The organism is Leucothrix mucor DSM 2157, assembly GCF_000419525.1.
Classification (GTDB): Bacteria; Pseudomonadota; Gammaproteobacteria; order Thiotrichales; family Thiotrichaceae; genus Leucothrix; species Leucothrix mucor.
On record NZ_ATTE01000001.1, the window covers coordinates 4,996,370 to 5,012,787 of the forward strand.

The window sequence follows — 16,418 nt, forward strand, 5'->3', positions numbered from 1 at the left end:
TCCTCAATATTGGTTTGCAGGCATTATTAGGTTCTGCAAACCGGCTGCCCGTATTCTTTAATGCTTTCCAGTACAATGGATGAGGAGGCATCTTTTACACCCGGTAAATACAAAATCTTATTTTCCAGAAACTGACTAAAGCTCGGTAAATCCTTCGCCGTGACATTCAGCATAAAATCGGTATTGCCAGAGATTTTATGGCAAGCCTGTACTTCGGGGTAGGTCAGCACCGCTTGCTTAAACTGCGTGGCTGCTTGGCTATCATGGCGAGTGATTTTTACCTGCACAAACGCGCGAACTTCCTGCCCCAGTGCGGCGCTATCCAAAGCAATCGTAAAGTGACGGATAATGCCAGCTTGCTCTAATGACTGTACTCGGCGCTGAGTGGCCGAGGCGGAGAGGTTTATATGCTCACCGAGTTTTGCCCAGCTAATGCGGGCATCAACGCGCAGGTGGTTGAGAATGGCAATATCAAACGAATCCAAAGTCATGCAGTTGGCCTGTGAGGGTAAGCGTTTAGAGAATCATGCGGAGCGCGGCATAGGTAATGATATTAAAGGCTGCCGCTTTTAATAGTTGGTTTCTAAATGAGATTGTCGTGTTTTTTTCATAGGATTCGCAATAGGTATCCGCGTAAATCCAGTAAATCACATACGACAAGCCCAACAGAAACAGTACAAAACCCACTGTGTCGATAGCATACACAATCGGGTAAACCTTAGGTTGTGGCTGATCTTCAAATAATCCGATGGTCCAACGCCATGCCCAGTGGTGGGTGGTTGAGTCGATATATTTTAGCTGTTCAAGCAGTAACTGCCACAAATGGCCGATCCACAAGAATAATCCAGCGCCATACAGCGTCAGGTATTTCTTAAGGCGCTTAATTTCGAGATGTCCATGTTGCACCTGTTTGAGCTTGCGGTATTTTGAATCCATGTTCGGAGAATGGCTGGGTTTAGTTTTTCTATTCAAAGTCTAAATTTATCTCACTTGATGCGGTGCAGCAAAATCCCTACTATAGGTCCCGTAAGATGATTTCCTCCTCCTCGACCAGTCGGAGACCTTTAACGAAAGCCACTTTGTTATCTGTCTCCCTCTGGTTTTTTAATGCCTGCGATTTGGCAATCCTTGTTTCCCCTCCCATTTAATATCTATTTTCTCAATAGCTTCTGAAGGTTTTCCAGCAATCAAGCGAATCCTGTTAGACTAGCGGCTGAATTTTCGTTAACTTATCGAGAATTGCTATCTTTGTCTAAATCAACGCCTATTGCACGGAATCTTTCTGATGAATGCACCCTCTGAAAAAAAAGCCAAGCCATCTGCTGAAAAGCCTGCCCCAAGTCCGAAGAAGATTACCTTCAAGGTTATTCCTAAAAACCAATACGATCTAATTGTTATTGGTAGTGGTCCGGGAGGACGCAGCGCAGCGATTCAGGGCTCCAAGCTTGGAAAGCGGGTATTGGTGATTGAGAAAGGGCAAAAGATCGGCGGTGTATCTGTGCATACCGGTACCATTCCCAGTAAAACCATGCGCGAGACGGTATTGAACCTGTCGGGTATGCGCGAGCGTGAATTTTACGGCTTGAGCTATCGGGTTAAGGAAAATATTACGGCAACCGATATTTTGGAGCGTTTGAATAAAACCTTGTCGCATGAGGTGGAGATTCAGGAAGTCCAATTTAACCGTAACCAAATTGAGACCATGTACGGCAAGGCCAGCTTTGAAGATGCGAACCACTTAAGTGTAAGCATGGAGCATGGTGAAATCGTAATGGTACGTGGTGCGATGATTGTTATCGCGACCGGAACACGTCCTTATCGCCCGGACTATGTGCCATTTAATGGCCAGACCGTGATTGATAGTGACGAGCTGCTTAAATTAAAGAAAATTCCTAGCTCATTGGCGGTAGTCGGTGCTGGTGTTATCGGGCTGGAATATGCCACGATTTTTAGTGCGCTGGATGTTTCAGTGACGCTGATTGATCCGCGCACCAAGATTCTGGATTTCGTTGATCGGGAGATCATGCAGTACATGGTGAATCAGTTACGTGATCGTGGCGTGACATTCCGCTTGGGCCATAAGGTCGAGCGTATTGAGCGTGACCATGCCAGTGGGCGTCATTTATGCCATTTGCAAAGTGGTCGCTTGGTTAAAGCTGAAATGGTGTTGTTTGCAGCGGGTCGTGTGGGCGCAACGGCTAACCTTGGGCTGGAAAACTGTGGCCTAGAAGTGGATGACCGTGGCCGTGTGACGGTTGATGAAAACTTCCGGACGTCAGTTAGCAATATTTACGCGGTGGGTGATGTAATCGGCTTCCCAAGTCTGGCATCTACGTCGATGGAGCAGGGGCGAGTTGCGGTTTGCCGGGCGTATCAGCAACCAATGAGCGAGACTTCAGAATACTTCCCATATGGAATCTATTCCGTGCCAGAAATTTCTATGGTGGGAATGACTGAAGAAGATGTGCAGAAGCGTGATATTCCTTATGAAGTGGGTGTAGCGCGTTTCCGTGAGACTGCACGTGGTCAGATTATGGGATTAACCAGCGGCTTGATGAAATGTATCTTCTCTATTAAGACGCAGCGTTTGCTTGGTGTGCATATTGTAGGAGAGGGTGCGACGGAGCTAGTACATATTGGTCAGGCAGTTATGGCGCACAAAGGGACGCTGAACTTCTTTATTGATAACACCTTTAACTATCCGACCTTGGCAGAAGCTTACAAAATTGCCGCGCTGGATGCTTTGAGCCGGATGCCGGTTTCTAAGTAAGTATTGATATCAAGATTGCCGGAGCTTTGCTTGTTGCAGGCTCTGGCAATTTAGATGAGGCCTCGTTAGGCTGCCTAACTGCCTAACTGCCTAACTGCCTAACTGCCTAACTGCCTAACTGCCTAACTGCCTAACTGCCTAACTGCCTAACTGCCTAACTGCCTAACTGCCTAACTGCCTAATTAACTACTTTGCTGATTTGAGCAGGCGGTGCAATTTGGATTTTTTGGAAGCTTCATACGTTGCCATTCCAAATATTGAGCATCCAGCATTAACAGCGTTCCTACCAAAGCTGGTCGACCGAGCAATACATTAATTGTTTCCTGAGCTTGCATGGTACCGATAATGCCAACCACTGGCGCTAATACCCCTTCTAACGCACAGGTCACACTTTCAATTCCAGTATCCGGATACAGGCATTGATAACAAGGGCTGCCCGTAACTCGGGAATCAAAGGTACTAACTTGTCCTTCCTGACGAATAGCGGCACCTGAAACCAGAGGCTTGCGTGCTTTTATGCAGGCACGGTTTAACTCAAAACGGCTAGGGAAGTTGTCAGTGCAGTCCACGACCACATCCGCCAACGCAATGTGATGCGCCAAATCCTCATCGCTAAGCTCTCTGGCAACGGTGGTGACTTTGGTTAATGGATTAAGTGACCCTATAAACTGTCGGGCCGAGTCTACTTTAAGCTGGCCAACTGTCTTTTCAGTATGAATCACTTGTCGCTGAAGGTTCGAGCGCTCCACAATATCAAAGTCGCTAAGCACCAAATGCCCCGCACCTGCCGCAGCTAAGTACATGGCAACCGGTGAGCCAAGGCCGCCCATACCAATAATTAAGACTCGGGCATCTAATAGCTGTTGCTGGCCCGACTCGCCAATTGCCGTGAGGCGAATTTGCCGGTCATAGCGTTCACGTTGTTCTGGCGTCATGATTGGATGAGTCCTGACTTGAAGTTGAAACATAGACGCTATTCAAATTCATGAGCACCTGTTTCGACTTGTAATAGAGGGGAATAAGAGCCGATATGCAAACGAGGCAATCGGATCTGTTTGGGTAACTGACTATATTGGATTTTTTGGTAAGCGACAAACGCAAAAAAGGCAACCCGAAGGCTGCCTAAAGGACTATCGCCAAGGCGATTATTTTAGTTGGCAATCCAGATCGTGGCAGAGCCGCCGACTGAGCCACTGTTCCAGGTACTGCTACCATGGATATTGTTACCACGATGACCGTGTGAGTTGTTGTGGTGTCTTTGTGAACCGCACTTCACGTTATTCTTAGTTAAACGATTAATGTTAACGCGAGCGTTGTGTAAGCGACTCTTTAAAGTATTACGCTCCCACTGCGTCAGCCCGCCGCGACGCATTTTTTGCTCTAAGCGTTTAATATCCTGCTGTTCGTTTTGCAGGCGTCGTGCTTCCTTTGGGGTGATACGGCAAGTTTTGATTCCTTGCTTAATCATGGTTGCTTGCTGACGCTGCTCTTGGTTGATCCAGGGTGCCGGAGCATGGTTAGGTTGAGCATTATGATGAGAGTGGTTGGTGTTGGCCCAAGTGGATGACGTTACTAATGTATGTGCACTGGCTTGGCTTGCACCTATGATTAAAGTACCTGCGATACCAGTAAGTAGTAATTGTTTTAACATGAGTGTCTCTCCGTTGTGTTGAAAGATTAATTTATCTAATTTTGTTGTTGTAATTGTTAATGCGCGTGAGGGGCGACAAACGGCTCATATTCCTGAATTCTTTACAAAGCCTTAACAGTTCGGGCGTATTTTGATTGTTTCATGTTGGAAAGCTGCCACAGGGTTGAATGGCTATTCTTTAAAGTGAAGAGATTCATGAGGGCTAAAGAAGACGAGAGGTATCAAAATTAATTTATTTTCTGATTTTAAAAATGAACCCGTGTCGTGACTTGTACGACAGCGGGGAGATTTTTGTAGAGGCCGAGTGATAGAATATTAAGCATTAGCAGGAATGAAAGGTACGTTTATTCGTTATTTGTATGTTTTTTATGCCAAATTTTAGTTTCGATGAACCGCCTGTAGTTTTTTTGTTCGGTTGGTCAGGAAGCAAATAAATTTTGTTGCTTTTTACCAACAGGCATAATAGTCTTACTTCCAAGAACACATTCTTGCCAGATTATTAGATATAATTAATCTGAACAAACCTTAAAAATTTTTATTGTAGGGGAAATACTATGAAATTTAAGACATTAGCAATTGCTATTGCAGCAGCGACAGTTTCTACAGCAGCTATGGCTGACGGCCACATGGGCGCGCCAGAGCTGAAAATCAGTGGTGATGTTACAGTTGGTCTTTTCCAAGATAGCACTGGCGATTCTTCTTTCGGTGGTAACGGAAGTGAAGTTATCTTCAATGCAGAGCAGAAAGTTGGCGGCGTTACTTACTTCGGTAGCATGACTGCAAACGTTGCAGACTCTCAAATCGGTGGTGGCAACATCTCTACTGATGATCTGTATGTTGGTTTCAAAGGTGCATTCGGCGAAGTTCGCATGGGTGATACTGACAACGGTTGTGACGCAGTAGACACAGGTTGGGTTGTTGATGATGAGTTCATCTCTCATAACTCTGGTGGCTGTGCTGCTGGCGACCAGAACAATATCACTTACAAAGGCTCACGTGGCCCTGTGACTTATGCAATTGGTTACAGCCCAGATGTAGGATCAGGTGACGGCGCAACTGTTGCTGGCGAAAACACTGTTTCTTTGGGTATTGTTGGTAAAATTGGTCCTGCAGCAGTTAGCTTGGGTCACGAAGTCGCTGGCGATGACAGCAACACAGTGCTGGGTGTGTCAGGTAACTTTGGTCCTGTAGCTGTTGGTATTCGTGCTAGCAAGTTCGAAGATAACGATACAGATGTAGGTTACACTGCACAGTATTCTGCTCGCGGTAACAAGTTCTACATCGGTTACGGTGATGTTAACGATGATGCGAACACATTGTTCCTAGGCTACCAGCGTTCAATCGGTTCAAACACTACATTCATCACTGAGTATGTAAATACTGACATGTCTGGTGTTGATGATCAGTACGCAATTGCTCTGAAGCACGCATTCTAATATCGCTTAACACGATATAAGAGTTAAAGAGGACAGCTTAGGCTGTCCTTTTTTGTGTCTGTCTTTAATAGGTTTTTGATAATTTTTCTTCTATAGTTGCGGGCATTCTTTTGATACTCAGGGAGCCTGTTAATGCTATTCCATTCTAAGTTGCCAAATGTGAAAACCACGATTTTCACAGTGATGTCTCAGCTGGCATCCGAATATCAGGCTCTCAATCTTTCACAAGGCTTTCCGGACTTTAATGGCCCCGATGAGTTATTAGGCCGTGTGACCGAGCACATGCGCTTGGGTCATAACCAATATGCACCAATGACTGGGGTGCAACCTCTGCGAGAAGCTATTACAGCAAAGGCATTGAGCTTATATCAAGCTAGCGTGGACACTGACCAAGAAATCACAGTGACCTCCGGCGCAACAGATGCCCTGTTCACCGCCATCACAACAATTGTAAGTACTGGCGATGAAGTGATTGTATTTGATCCTGCTTATGATTCTTACGAGCCTGCGATAGAGCTAGCGGGCGGAAAAGCTGTCCATATTCCATTATTAGCTCCAGATTTTAAGATCGATTGGCAGCAAGTTGAAGATAGTATTACGTCAAAGACTCGCGCCATTATTATGAACTCCCCGCATAATCCAACTGGCACCACCTTATCCGAGGCAGATATTCAGGCCCTACAGGCGATTGTCGCTAAGCATGATATTTTGCTGATCTCAGACGAGGTCTACGAGCACATCGTATTTGATGGCGAGCCGCACCTGAGTTTATTGCGCTACCCTGATCTTCGCGAACGCGCTTTTGTAAATTCATCGTTTGGTAAAACGTACCATGTGACAGGTTGGAAAATTGCTTACTGCATAGCGCCAGCAGAGTTAACGGCGGAGTTTCGCAAAGTCCATCAATATGTATCATTTTGCACGGTCTCGCCGATGCAGTTTGCACTCGCAGACTTTATGCAATCCAGTCCTCATCATTTGGAGCTAGCCGATTTTTATCAGGCGAAGCGCGATCGCTTTGTGGCAGGTATACAGGATTCACGGTTTAAGCTATTACCTTGTGCGGGTACCTACTTTCAGTTGTTGGATCACTCCGAAATTAGTGAGCTAGATGATGTAGCCTTGGCGCGTCAGCTGACGATAGAAAAGGGGATTGCCTCTATTCCTATTTCTGTATTTTATCAAACGCCACCTGCTCAGAAGATTCTGAGATTCTGCTTTGCTAAAAACGATGAAACACTCGATCGTGCAACGGAGTTGTTATGCACTATTTAAAGGGTGATCAGTAAATGTCTACCATTATCGAAGTCAAAGGCTTGCACAAACATTACGGTGACATGGTTGCCGTAGCGGGTGTCGATTTTAGCGTTAAGCGCGGCACTTGCTTTGGATTGCTTGGCCCAAATGGTGCGGGTAAAACCACCACCATTGAAATGATGGAGGGTATTAGCAAGCCAACGGCGGGCGAAGTGCTGTACATGGGTAAGCCGCAAGGCAGTGATTTTAAAGAGCAGGCGGGCATTCAATTTCAGTCTACTGCATTGCAGGACTTTCTAACTGTTGCCGAACAGCTTCGTTTGTTTGCCAGCTTTTACCCAAAAACCTTACCGTTCGATGAGTTGGTTGAAGTTTGCGCACTGGGTAGTTACTTAAATCGGGATGCCAGCAAGTTATCAGGCGGCCAACGTCAGCGTTTGTTACTGGCTATTGCGCTAGTGAATGATCCGCAAGTGGTGTTTCTGGATGAGCCAACTACCGGGCTTGATCCCCAGGCACGCCTTAATTTCTGGGAGTTGGTCAATCGTATTAAAGCGCTGGATAAAACTGTGCTGCTCACCACTCACTACATGGAAGAAGCCTACAACCTGTGTGATGAAATTGCGATTATGGATCACGGTAAAATCATTGCCCAAGGCTCTCCGGATGAGTTGTTATCTCAGCACTTTCAGGATGTTATTGTGGAATTACCACAAGCTGATTTCAATGCCGAGGCGACTGCGAAAATTCCTCATCGCGTATTAGATAAAGTCCAGGCGAGCGTGCAAATCGTTACGCAAGACGTTAATGCGACCTTGGCTGAGTTATTGGCACTTGGTGTTTCATTGAAAGGCTTGCAGGTTCGTCCTCGTACCTTGGAAGACTTATTTATACAACTAACCGGCAAGGAGCTTCGGGCATGATTAAGCGTATTTTAGCCATGGTGCATGCTCGTAATCTGGAGTTTGTGCGAGACCGTTCATCGCTGGGTTGGAGTTTATTGCTACCCGTATTGTTGGTGTTTGGATTGGCGTTTATCTTTTCTGATGAAGATAAGGCCTTGTATAAAGTTGCTGTGATCGCGCCAGGCTTAACGCAAAATGCGGCTCCAGATTCTACTTTGCACCCTGTGCTAGGTTTGGATCATATTCAATTTTATGGTGTTGAAGATCAGGATGCGATCGTGGCCAAAGTAGCACGTCATCAGGTCGATATGCTGTTGGATTTGCGTCCGGAGCAGATGCATTACTGGATCAATCACGACTCCGCAACCGGTTATATTATGCAGCAATTACTGGCAGGCAGTGGCGGCCCGGTTGTTAGCGAAAAAACAGTCACTGGCAAGCAAATTCGTTATGTGGATTGGGTTGTGCCTGGCGTGTTAGGTATGAATATCATGTTCGCCTGCTTATTTGGGGTCGGCTATGTAATTGTGCGTTATCGAAAAAGTGGCTATCTGAAGCGGGTGAGTGCAACGCCGATGAGCTCCATGGAGTTTTTGATGGCGCAGATGTTTTCCCGTTTGTTCATTGTATTGGTTACCACGAGCATGGTGTATATCGGTACTAACTTTTTTATGGATTTTACTATGGAGGGGAGCTATTTAGCGCTGTTTTTGGTGTTGATTACAGGTACCTTTGCTTTGCTATCACTGGGATTGTTAGTAGCATCAAGAGTCACTAGTGAAGAGCTGGCAGGTGGTCTGTTGAATATGCTGACCTGGCCAATGATGTTGGTATCTGGCGTTTGGTTTTCAATGGAAGGCGCACATCCTTGGCTGCAAAAGCTGGCAGATCTGTCGCCTTTAACCCACATGATCGGCGCCGCCAGAAGTATTATGCTGGACGGCGCTTCAATCGTTCAGGTCAGTCATCACCTCATTATTTTGTTAGTGATGGGGATGGTATTTATGACCTTGGGTGCACGCTTATTTAAATGGTCTGACTCATAATAAGGTACGTTTTAGTGCTTTATCCCAGCCGTTAAGTAGCTGCCGGCGAGCCGTCTCATTTAAGACTGGCTCAAAGGTGGCTTCACATTGCCAGCCTGCTGAAATATCGCTGAGTGAGTTAAATACACCCGTTTGTAATCCCGCCAAACAAGCTGCACCCAAAGCGGTGGTTTCAGTGACTGCAGGGCGCTGTACACGCAGATGTAAGGTGTCAGCCAGTTGTTGTACCAGCCAGTTGTTTTTCACCATTCCACCATCAACCCTGAGCAGGCCGGGTGTGACGCCGTCTTCACGCATAGCGCGGAACAAATCATTGGTTTGATAACAAATTGACTCCAGCGTCGCGCGCACAATTTCGGCAGGGCCAGTGTCACGGGTTAAGCCATATAGTGCGCCACGTGCCTCTGCATCCCAGTGGGGTGCACCCAGTCCGGTAAAGGCTGGCACAAGATAAACGCCTTTATTGCTATCAAGCCCAGCGGCCATGGCTTCGCTATCGCCCGCCGATTTAATAATGCCCAGCCCATCACGCAACCATTGAATCGCTGCGCCGGCGCTGAATATCGAGCCTTCGATGGCATAGGTCGTTACGCCATCCAGTTGGTAGGCGATGGTGGTCAGTAGGCGATGATCTGACTGGATCGCTCGGGTACCGGTATTAATCAGCATAAAGCAGCCCGTGCCATAGGTGCTTTTGATCATGCCAGGCTCAAAGCAGGCTTGGCCGATAGACGCCGCGTGTTGGTCGCCCGCAATGCCTCCGATGCAGATGGATTCGCCGAATAATTCCTTATCCGTAAAGCCAAACTCGTGAGCGCAATCATGGACCTCTGGCAGAATATTGGCAGGCACATTGAATAGCTCTAAAAGCTCCTCATCCCATGCGCCATCATGGATGTTATAGAGCATGGTGCGTGAGGCATTGGTGGCATCGGTAGCGTGCACTTTGCCGCCAGTGAGTCGCCACAACAAGAAGCTGTCGATGGTACCAAATGCCAACTCACCGTTTGCTGCTTGTTGACGTAAGGCGGGGTCTTGGTCGAGTATCCATGCGACTTTAGTGGCTGAAAAATAAGGATCAAGCAAGAGCCCCGTTTTATTGGTCACCATCTGCTCATAGCCTTCATCGCGCAAAAAATGGCAGGTTTCAGAGGTACGACGATCTTGCCAAACGATCGCATTGTAAACGGCTTTACCTGTTTTGCGATTCCATACGACGCTGGTTTCACGCTGATTGGTAATGCCTAATCCGCGAATAGTGCCGCCCATTTCGTGACTGGCTGCAATGGCTTGTTTACAGACTTGCAACACGGTATCCCAGATCTCATCCGCATCATGCTCAACCCAGCCGTCATGAGGAAATAGCTGGGTAAACTCGGTTTGTGCGGTAAATAACGGCTTTCCCTTGTCATCAAATAAAACGGCACGGGTGCTGGTAGTCCCCTGATCGATGGCTAATAAGTGTTGGGGTGTCGACATGATTCTTCCTCATAGTTTTCAGCGTTTAGCGTTCTATCTTAACGAAGCGAAGCATGCCGCTCAAGCGAATATAAAACCAGCACGGTTTCCATTTGTCCATATAAAGCTACCCTCGGGCGTCATGGGGCTAATGGCAATGTGAGGCGTCTTGTTATTGTCTGCCAATAACCTAAATTCACTTTGCTGGTGTAAAAAAGAAATCATAATGAAAATTTATAATCGTCTCAGTTTAGCGACACTTAGTTGTCTGTTCGCCGTTCAATTTACTCACAATGCCTACGCCAGCCCTTGGCCAACCGCCACGCCAGATAGCGTAACTGTTGGCAGTAATCAGCGTGTGAATTTGCCTGTATTGAGTAACGATATCGGAATTGACTTAAGCTTGATTGAAGTGAATACCGTTACAGTGGCGCTGGGTTCGGTGGAAATGTCTGAAGACAAGCAAACTCTGTATTACACCTCTGCCAGTGATTACTCGGGCGAGGATGCTTTTTGGTATGCATTTACTGATGATGAAGGTCGTACTAACTCGGCCAAGGTGACATTAGATGTTAGAGCGGCGGCGGTTGTGGAGCCAGAGCCAACTGACCCAGTCGATCCGGAACCTGTGGACCCTACACCAGTAGACCCTGTGGATCCTGAGCCAGTTGATCCAACACCAGCGGACCCCGTCGATCCAGAGCCGGTTGACCCAACACCAACCGATCCTGTAGATCCAGAGCCGACAGACCCTGTCGACCCAGCTCCTGAAGAGCCCGCAGATCCAAACTATATTGGTTGGCCAACAGCAACTACTGATGTTGCAGAAACCTTAGTTGATCAGCCGATTACCATTGATGTATTGAGTAATGATATTGGCCAATCTCTGGAAATTATCGCAGTTGATGCTGGAACGGTAAGCGGCGGCGCAGCGGCTATTGATAACGGTAAAGTCACTTACACGCCAAAGGCGGGTTACACGGGCGCAGACTCCTTCTGGTATGCCTTTACCGATGCGCAGGGGAGAACTAATAGTACTGCTGTAAATATCACTGTCAATTTGCAAGCAGAGCCAGTGCCACCAATTGATGTGCCACCTGTAAACCTGAATTTCACCCATGTTCGCATGCATTACGGTTTGCTAGATGCTCGCTCGTTTATCTACGGGGAGAATGGCGGTGTTACCGAGATGGTGTTGTCAGAATATGCTGATGCAGGTGATGACGCGCTAAGAGTTACCAGTGCACCAGCATTAAAAGATGGCCAGCTAATCACCTACCGCGCCAATGACAATGATTACTACACGATTCCGGTAAGCTACGTTCAAGGGCGTACCATTCATCTTGAAAGCTCCTTACCCGCATCCGTTAGCTCGGGTATGAATGTATGGAATTTCTATGATAATGGCTCGCACCCAAATTGGTTTGGCTATACCTCAATCGCTGACTTCGCGTTAAGAAACCTGGATGCCGCCAGTATTAATACCGGCAAGCATGTCATGTTGGGTGATAGTTGGTTCCAGTCCGCGGGTATTGAGCAGCGTTTAGCCTCTAAACTCAGTAATGCGACGGTCGTAAACCGTGGCATTGGCGGCAATACCTCAGCCGATATGTTGGCGCGCTTCGATGCGGATATAGCATCCAGAAATCCAGACTTTGTTTGGCTAATTGCCGGTACCAATGACTACTATTTAAATGTCACTTTGGAAGACTACACCGCTAATATGCAGGCGATTATAGAAAAAATTAATGCGCTGGGTGCACAAGCCATTGTGATTGACTCATCGGTTGCGCCATTAATGCTGGGGAGTGAGGCCTTAACTGACCTATCACATGACTACTCAGTGGCGATTGAGGAACTGTCAGGTGAGGCCGAATAATAGCGTATCTCCGTAAAATCTAGCGGTTTTAAGGAGTTTGCCCGCAGTTTCCTGTGATACAATCGGGCTGAATTCTACGATATTATGCGATGATCATGACAAAGCGACTTTATTTATATTGCGCCTTAGGGCTATTTTCAGGCGTTGCTTTAGCAGCGGATGATAAGCCCGTTGAAACTCGCATTAATACCGTGAAGCTCGGTGCAACACTGAGCTTCAATTACAGCAAGCCAATATTTAAAGGAATCGACTCAACCTCCGGGTATAGTTTGGTTCCTTCATTTCGCCTAGGTGGCTCTGCTGACTCCAAGACAAGCTCATCCTCCGCTAATCCATACCGAGGCCCGTTTAAGTTTGCCCTGAGGCCAAAGGTGAGTGTGTTTAATCTGGGCTATGATGCCAGTGATTCCGCCGCACTAGCCGGTATGAAAGATCGCGATACCATGTTCAGTGTTGGTTTAAAGCTGAGTACTCGCACGACGATGGGCTCATTCATACTATCTGGTGGCTACGATGTCACCGGTAGGAATGATGGCTTTGAAGGCAGTTTGATGTACACCAACTTGGTGTCTGTTCCATCAACGCGTTTGCAGTTTTACCCTGAGGTGGGTGTGAATTACTGGAGTGGTAAAGTTTCAGACTATTATTTTGGTGTGAACTCGGATGAGGTTATTGCTTCTGGTGCAAACCAGCGAAGTGAATACAGTCTTGATGCGACGACGAATTACTTTGTGGGCTATCGTGTGGAATACCCGCTAACCAAGCGTTGGTCTTTAACACACAAATTGCATAAGACTTGGTTTGATGACCAGATCCTGGACTCACCGGTGGTCGATGAAGATAAAGGATCTGATCTGAGAACCAGCTTTGGTATTCGCTTTAGCTACTAGCCAGTATTGAAGCAGGCGCTTATCTGCTGCTGATCATAACCACTAGCGAGTGCCAGCATCAAAATGATACGTGCCTTCTGTGCATTGATCAGTCCCGCACCAGTTCCAAATTTAGCTTGTTTGATTGAAAAACCATTCCCGGTACGCGTTGCAAATACGACGGGAAAGCCTTCAGTTGTTAAGTCTTCTGCTGCAGCTTCCAATGCAGGCGAAGCCCAGCCACCGCCAGATGCGGCAATTACAACTCCTTTAGCACCGCGCTCAATGGCCAGCTCCAGAAGATCCGATGAGGCATCTTGATGGCTATATAAAATATCCACCCGTGGCAGTGACGTGATATTGCTAATATCAAAGTGTGGTTTGTTGCTGACGTGTGCCGGCTCAAAATAGAAAAGTGGCTTAGCATTCAAGAAAAAGCCTAAAGAGCCTTGCTCAACCGCCCGGAAGGTATCCAGTGTATTGGCATGCGTTTTCGACGTATAAAACGCAGATTGAATGCGATCATTGAGCACAATCATCGTGCCACGCCCTCGGCCTTTGCTACTGGCAGCCAATGAAACGCCTTGCAGCAAATTCAGAGGGCCATCGGCGCTAATTGCCGAAGCAGGGCGCATGGCTCCAACCACCACTAAGGGCTGCGGGTGTGACACGGTCAGATCTAGAAAGAATGCGGTTTCTTCCAGCGTATCTGTGCCATGGGTAATGACGACACCATCGGATAAGTTTTCAGCAAACTGCTGATTGACTCGTTTGCTGAGATCTAACAGATCGCTGCTACGAATCTCATGGCTACCCACGTTTAACAACTGCTCCCCGGTAATGCTAGCGTATTGCTTCGCTTCGGGTACCGCATCCAGCAGAGTATCGATCCCAACACTGCCAGCAGTATAAAACAGCAGGTCAGTATTGCTGGTCGAGCCACCGGCGATGGTACCTCCAGTGGCATAGATTGTAACGCGTGGCAGCGGCTTAGCGTGTGTAGCCATGAGGCAGTTTCCTAGTTGTAATCCCACATAAGGAATGATTGATTGTCGATTGCGTGTTTCATCAATTCAATCAGCGGGTAGGCGCGAATACTAATGCCTACTTGCTTGGGTGCATCCTCATCTTCAGTGCTGTTGTCTGCATCCTCTGCTTCTTCAGCAGCCGCTTGCTCAAGCGCTTTTAGCTCTTGTTGCAAGCTTTGTAGTGCTGCAGGCAAATCCTCGGCGCTAATAGCACTAGGCACTGCCTGACGTCGCCCCATCATCTTGATCATATCAAGGGCTACTTTTTCAAACATCTCGACGGTGCCGCCACTCTTATTTGTAAATACAACTAACATGCGTACCTCCTATTGGGTTAAATCGGGCCTGAGTATCAGGCTTGCTTCTCCCACGTATCGCGCAAACCAATCACGCGATTAAAGACCAGGGCCTCTGGTTTACTGTAACGAGAGTCCTGGGTGAAATAACCTTCACGTTCAAACTGAAAACGGTCTTCGATACCGGATTGTGCCAGACTCAGCTCACCTTTACAGTGGCTTAGAATCTCAAGGCTATTCGGATTCAATGACTCCATGTAATCTTTGCCGCCCGCATCTGGCGCAGGGTCGTTAAACAGGCGGTCATACAGGCGTACTTCGCAATCAACATTCTCCGCTGCATCGACCCAATGAATCACGCCCTTTGGCTTAATGCCATCTTCAGGGTCATTACCGACGGTGTTCTCAATAATGCGAGCACGGACTTCAATAATATTGCCAGCCTCATCCTTAACCGCTTCATCCGCTTCGATGATATAGGCATTACGCAGGCGAACCCGCTTGCCGATGACTAAGCGCTTATATTTTTTATTGCCGGTTTCCTGAAAGTCAGACTCATCAATCAACAACTCGCGAGAGAATGGCAGTTCACGAGACCCTAAGTCATCACGGCTCGGGTGGCCCGGTGCTTGCAGCATTTCCTGCTTATCTTCAGGGTAGTTGGTCAGGGTGACTTTCAGCGGCTTCAATACGCACATGGCGCGAGCTGCATTGTTGTTTAAGTCTTCGCGAATGGCGAATTCCAACATGCTGACATCAACAATCCCTTCATTGCGAGAGACGCCGGCTTTGTCGATAAACTCACGAATCGCTTCTGGCGTGTAACCACGACGACGCATGCCCGAAATAGTCGGCATACGTGGGTCGTTCCAGGCATCCACAACCTTTTCATCCACCAACTGCTTAAGCTTACGCTTACTGGTCACGGTGTAGTTTACATTCAGGCGAGAAAACTCGTACTGATGTGGCGTGGAAGGTACTGGCAGGTTAGCCACAAACCAATTGTACAAAGGACGGTGCTCCTCAAACTCCAGCGTACAGATAGAGTGAGTTACGCCTTCAATCGCATCACCTTGGCCATGTGCATAGTCATAAGAGGGGTAAATACACCATTTATCACCGGTTTGGTGATGACTTGCTTTCTTAATCCGGTAAATAATTGGATCACGCAAGTGCATATTCGGTGAAGCCATGTCGATTTTAACGCGTAAAGAACAGGCACCTTCCTCAAACTTACCCAGTCGCATATCTTCAAACAGTGCCAGATTTTCCTCAACGCTACGCTCACGGAATGGGCTATTAGTACCAGCCTCAGTCAAAGAGCCGCGATACGCGCGCGCTTGGTCTCGATCTAAATCACACACATAAGCCTTACCCTCTTTAATCAGGTAAATCGCCCACTGATGTAATTGATCGAAATAATCAGACGTGAAGTGCACATCGCCAGACCATTCAAAGCCCAACCATTTAATGTCGGCTTTGATGGCATCAACGTATTCTTCATCTTCCTTTTCAGGATTGGTGTCATCAAACCGTAAATTACATTGGCCACCGAATTTCTGAGCCAGTCCAAAGTTTAGGCAGATCGACTTCGCATGGCCGATGTGCAGGTATCCGTTTGGCTCAGGAGGGAAGCGGGTCTGGATGCTTGGCACAACGCCATTCTCCAAGTCTTCCTTAATTAGTTTTTCGATAAAATTCAGCGGTCTGGTCGTTTCAGTCATGACGGTAGGATTCTTCTTCTGTTGGGGTGTCTGGCGCAATGCATTGCACTGCAACATGCCACAGATTATACAGAGGGGGTTATGTTTTTCACACTGTTT

Annotated in this window: 15 protein-coding genes; 7 read left to right on the forward strand and 8 right to left on the reverse strand. The window is 47.3% G+C overall.

Going from position 1 to position 16,418, the window contains the following annotated elements; genetic code table 11:
- Positions 1-26: 26 nt before the first annotated feature.
- Positions 27-491 (reverse strand): Lrp/AsnC family transcriptional regulator, encoded by a 465-nt coding sequence (locus LEUMU_RS0122960; protein WP_022954644.1) that lies wholly within the window; start codon positions 489-491, stop codon positions 27-29.
- A gap of 25 nt (positions 492-516) precedes the next feature.
- Positions 517-936, reverse strand: coding sequence for a hypothetical protein (locus LEUMU_RS0122965; RefSeq protein ID WP_022954645.1), 420 nt, complete (start codon positions 934-936; stop codon positions 517-519).
- Positions 937-1,285: 349 nt separating this feature from the next.
- Between LEUMU_RS0122965 and sthA the strand changes: the two genes are divergently transcribed.
- Positions 1,286-2,770, forward strand: a complete 1,485-nt coding sequence (gene sthA, locus LEUMU_RS0122975; protein WP_022954647.1) for a Si-specific NAD(P)(+) transhydrogenase — start codon at positions 1,286-1,288, stop codon at positions 2,768-2,770.
- Between the two features lie 182 nt (positions 2,771-2,952).
- Here the strand turns inward: sthA and LEUMU_RS0122980 are convergent, their stop codons facing one another.
- Complete coding sequence (locus tag LEUMU_RS0122980) at positions 2,953-3,705, reverse strand: HesA/MoeB/ThiF family protein (RefSeq protein WP_022954648.1); 753 nt, start codon at positions 3,703-3,705, stop codon at positions 2,953-2,955.
- 215 nt (positions 3,706-3,920) lie between these two features.
- The gene (locus LEUMU_RS27455; RefSeq protein WP_022954649.1) at positions 3,921-4,421 is read right to left on the reverse strand and encodes a hypothetical protein; all 501 of its coding nucleotides are present in this window, start codon (positions 4,419-4,421) and stop codon (positions 3,921-3,923) included.
- A gap of 554 nt (positions 4,422-4,975) precedes the next feature.
- Between LEUMU_RS27455 and LEUMU_RS0122990 the strand changes: the two genes are divergently transcribed.
- From LEUMU_RS0122990 to LEUMU_RS0123005, 4 genes are all read left to right on the forward strand, one after another.
- Complete coding sequence (locus tag LEUMU_RS0122990) at positions 4,976-5,857, forward strand: porin (RefSeq protein ID WP_022954650.1); 882 nt, start codon at positions 4,976-4,978, stop codon at positions 5,855-5,857.
- Positions 5,858-5,989: 132 nt separating this feature from the next.
- Complete coding sequence (locus LEUMU_RS0122995) at positions 5,990-7,132, forward strand: pyridoxal phosphate-dependent aminotransferase (protein WP_022954651.1); 1,143 nt, start codon at positions 5,990-5,992, stop codon at positions 7,130-7,132.
- A 14-nt stretch (positions 7,133-7,146) separates the two neighbouring features.
- Complete coding sequence (locus LEUMU_RS0123000; protein WP_022954652.1) at positions 7,147-8,037, forward strand: ABC transporter ATP-binding protein; 891 nt, start codon at positions 7,147-7,149, stop codon at positions 8,035-8,037.
- Positions 8,034-9,065 (forward strand): ABC transporter permease, encoded by a 1,032-nt coding sequence (locus LEUMU_RS0123005; RefSeq protein ID WP_022954653.1) that lies wholly within the window; start codon positions 8,034-8,036, stop codon positions 9,063-9,065. The genes LEUMU_RS0123000 and LEUMU_RS0123005 overlap by 4 nt, the downstream gene beginning before the upstream one ends.
- Here the strand turns inward: LEUMU_RS0123005 and glpK are convergent.
- Positions 9,060-10,544 (reverse strand): glycerol kinase GlpK, encoded by a 1,485-nt coding sequence (gene glpK, locus LEUMU_RS0123010; protein WP_022954654.1) that lies wholly within the window; start codon positions 10,542-10,544, stop codon positions 9,060-9,062. The genes LEUMU_RS0123005 and glpK overlap by 6 nt on opposite strands.
- Positions 10,545-10,749: 205 nt before the next feature.
- Between glpK and LEUMU_RS28400 the strand changes: the two genes are divergently transcribed.
- Both LEUMU_RS28400 and LEUMU_RS0123025 read left to right on the forward strand, forming a co-directional pair.
- The gene (locus LEUMU_RS28400; RefSeq protein ID WP_022954656.1) at positions 10,750-12,402 is read left to right on the forward strand and encodes an Ig-like domain-containing protein; all 1,653 of its coding nucleotides are present in this window, start codon (positions 10,750-10,752) and stop codon (positions 12,400-12,402) included.
- Between the two features lie 95 nt (positions 12,403-12,497).
- Positions 12,498-13,292 (forward strand): MipA/OmpV family protein, encoded by a 795-nt coding sequence (locus tag LEUMU_RS0123025; RefSeq protein WP_022954657.1) that lies wholly within the window; start codon positions 12,498-12,500, stop codon positions 13,290-13,292.
- Here the strand turns inward: LEUMU_RS0123025 and LEUMU_RS0123030 are convergent.
- The 3 genes from LEUMU_RS0123030 to LEUMU_RS0123040 are packed head-to-tail and all read right to left on the reverse strand — an operon-like array spanning position 13,289 to position 16,319.
- The gene (locus tag LEUMU_RS0123030; protein ID WP_022954658.1) at positions 13,289-14,278 is read right to left on the reverse strand and encodes an asparaginase; all 990 of its coding nucleotides are present in this window, start codon (positions 14,276-14,278) and stop codon (positions 13,289-13,291) included. The two genes, LEUMU_RS0123025 and LEUMU_RS0123030, sit on opposite strands and share 4 nt — an antisense overlap.
- Before the next feature lie 11 nt (positions 14,279-14,289).
- Positions 14,290-14,616, reverse strand: coding sequence for a DUF1840 domain-containing protein (locus LEUMU_RS0123035; RefSeq protein ID WP_022954659.1), 327 nt, complete (start codon positions 14,614-14,616; stop codon positions 14,290-14,292).
- A 35-nt stretch (positions 14,617-14,651) separates the two neighbouring features.
- Positions 14,652-16,319 carry a glutamine--tRNA ligase/YqeY domain fusion protein gene (locus LEUMU_RS0123040; protein WP_022954660.1) on the reverse strand — a complete coding sequence of 556 codons (1,668 nt, stop codon included), beginning with the start codon at positions 16,317-16,319 and terminating at the stop codon, positions 14,652-14,654.
- Between the last annotated feature and the right edge of the window lie 99 nt (positions 16,320-16,418).

Excerpts from the sequence above, each read along its gene's own strand:
- LEUMU_RS0123040 (WP_022954660.1), bottom strand. The coding sequence starts at position 16,319 with ATGACTGAAACGACCAGACCGCTGAATTTTATCGAAAAACTAATTAAG.
- LEUMU_RS0122965 (WP_022954645.1), bottom strand. The coding sequence starts at position 936 with ATGGATTCAAAATACCGCAAGCTCAAACAGGTGCAACATGGACATCTC.
- LEUMU_RS0122990 (WP_022954650.1), top strand. The coding sequence starts at position 4,976 with ATGAAATTTAAGACATTAGCAATTGCTATTGCAGCAGCGACAGTTTCT.
- LEUMU_RS0123000 (WP_022954652.1), top strand. The coding sequence starts at position 7,147 with ATGTCTACCATTATCGAAGTCAAAGGCTTGCACAAACATTACGGTGAC.
- sthA (WP_022954647.1), top strand. The coding sequence starts at position 1,286 with ATGAATGCACCCTCTGAAAAAAAAGCCAAGCCATCTGCTGAAAAGCCT.
- LEUMU_RS28400 (WP_022954656.1), top strand. The coding sequence starts at position 10,750 with ATGAAAATTTATAATCGTCTCAGTTTAGCGACACTTAGTTGTCTGTTC.
- LEUMU_RS0123030 (WP_022954658.1), bottom strand. The coding sequence starts at position 14,278 with ATGGCTACACACGCTAAGCCGCTGCCACGCGTTACAATCTATGCCACT.
- LEUMU_RS0122995 (WP_022954651.1), top strand. The coding sequence starts at position 5,990 with ATGCTATTCCATTCTAAGTTGCCAAATGTGAAAACCACGATTTTCACA.
- LEUMU_RS0122960 (WP_022954644.1), bottom strand. The coding sequence starts at position 491 with ATGACTTTGGATTCGTTTGATATTGCCATTCTCAACCACCTGCGCGTT.
- glpK (WP_022954654.1), bottom strand. The coding sequence starts at position 10,544 with ATGTCGACACCCCAACACTTATTAGCCATCGATCAGGGGACTACCAGC.
- LEUMU_RS0123005 (WP_022954653.1), top strand. The coding sequence starts at position 8,034 with ATGATTAAGCGTATTTTAGCCATGGTGCATGCTCGTAATCTGGAGTTT.
- LEUMU_RS0122980 (WP_022954648.1), bottom strand. The coding sequence starts at position 3,705 with ATGACGCCAGAACAACGTGAACGCTATGACCGGCAAATTCGCCTCACG.
- LEUMU_RS0123035 (WP_022954659.1), bottom strand. The coding sequence starts at position 14,616 with ATGTTAGTTGTATTTACAAATAAGAGTGGCGGCACCGTCGAGATGTTT.
- LEUMU_RS0123025 (WP_022954657.1), top strand. The coding sequence starts at position 12,498 with ATGACAAAGCGACTTTATTTATATTGCGCCTTAGGGCTATTTTCAGGC.
- LEUMU_RS27455 (WP_022954649.1), bottom strand. The coding sequence starts at position 4,421 with ATGTTAAAACAATTACTACTTACTGGTATCGCAGGTACTTTAATCATA.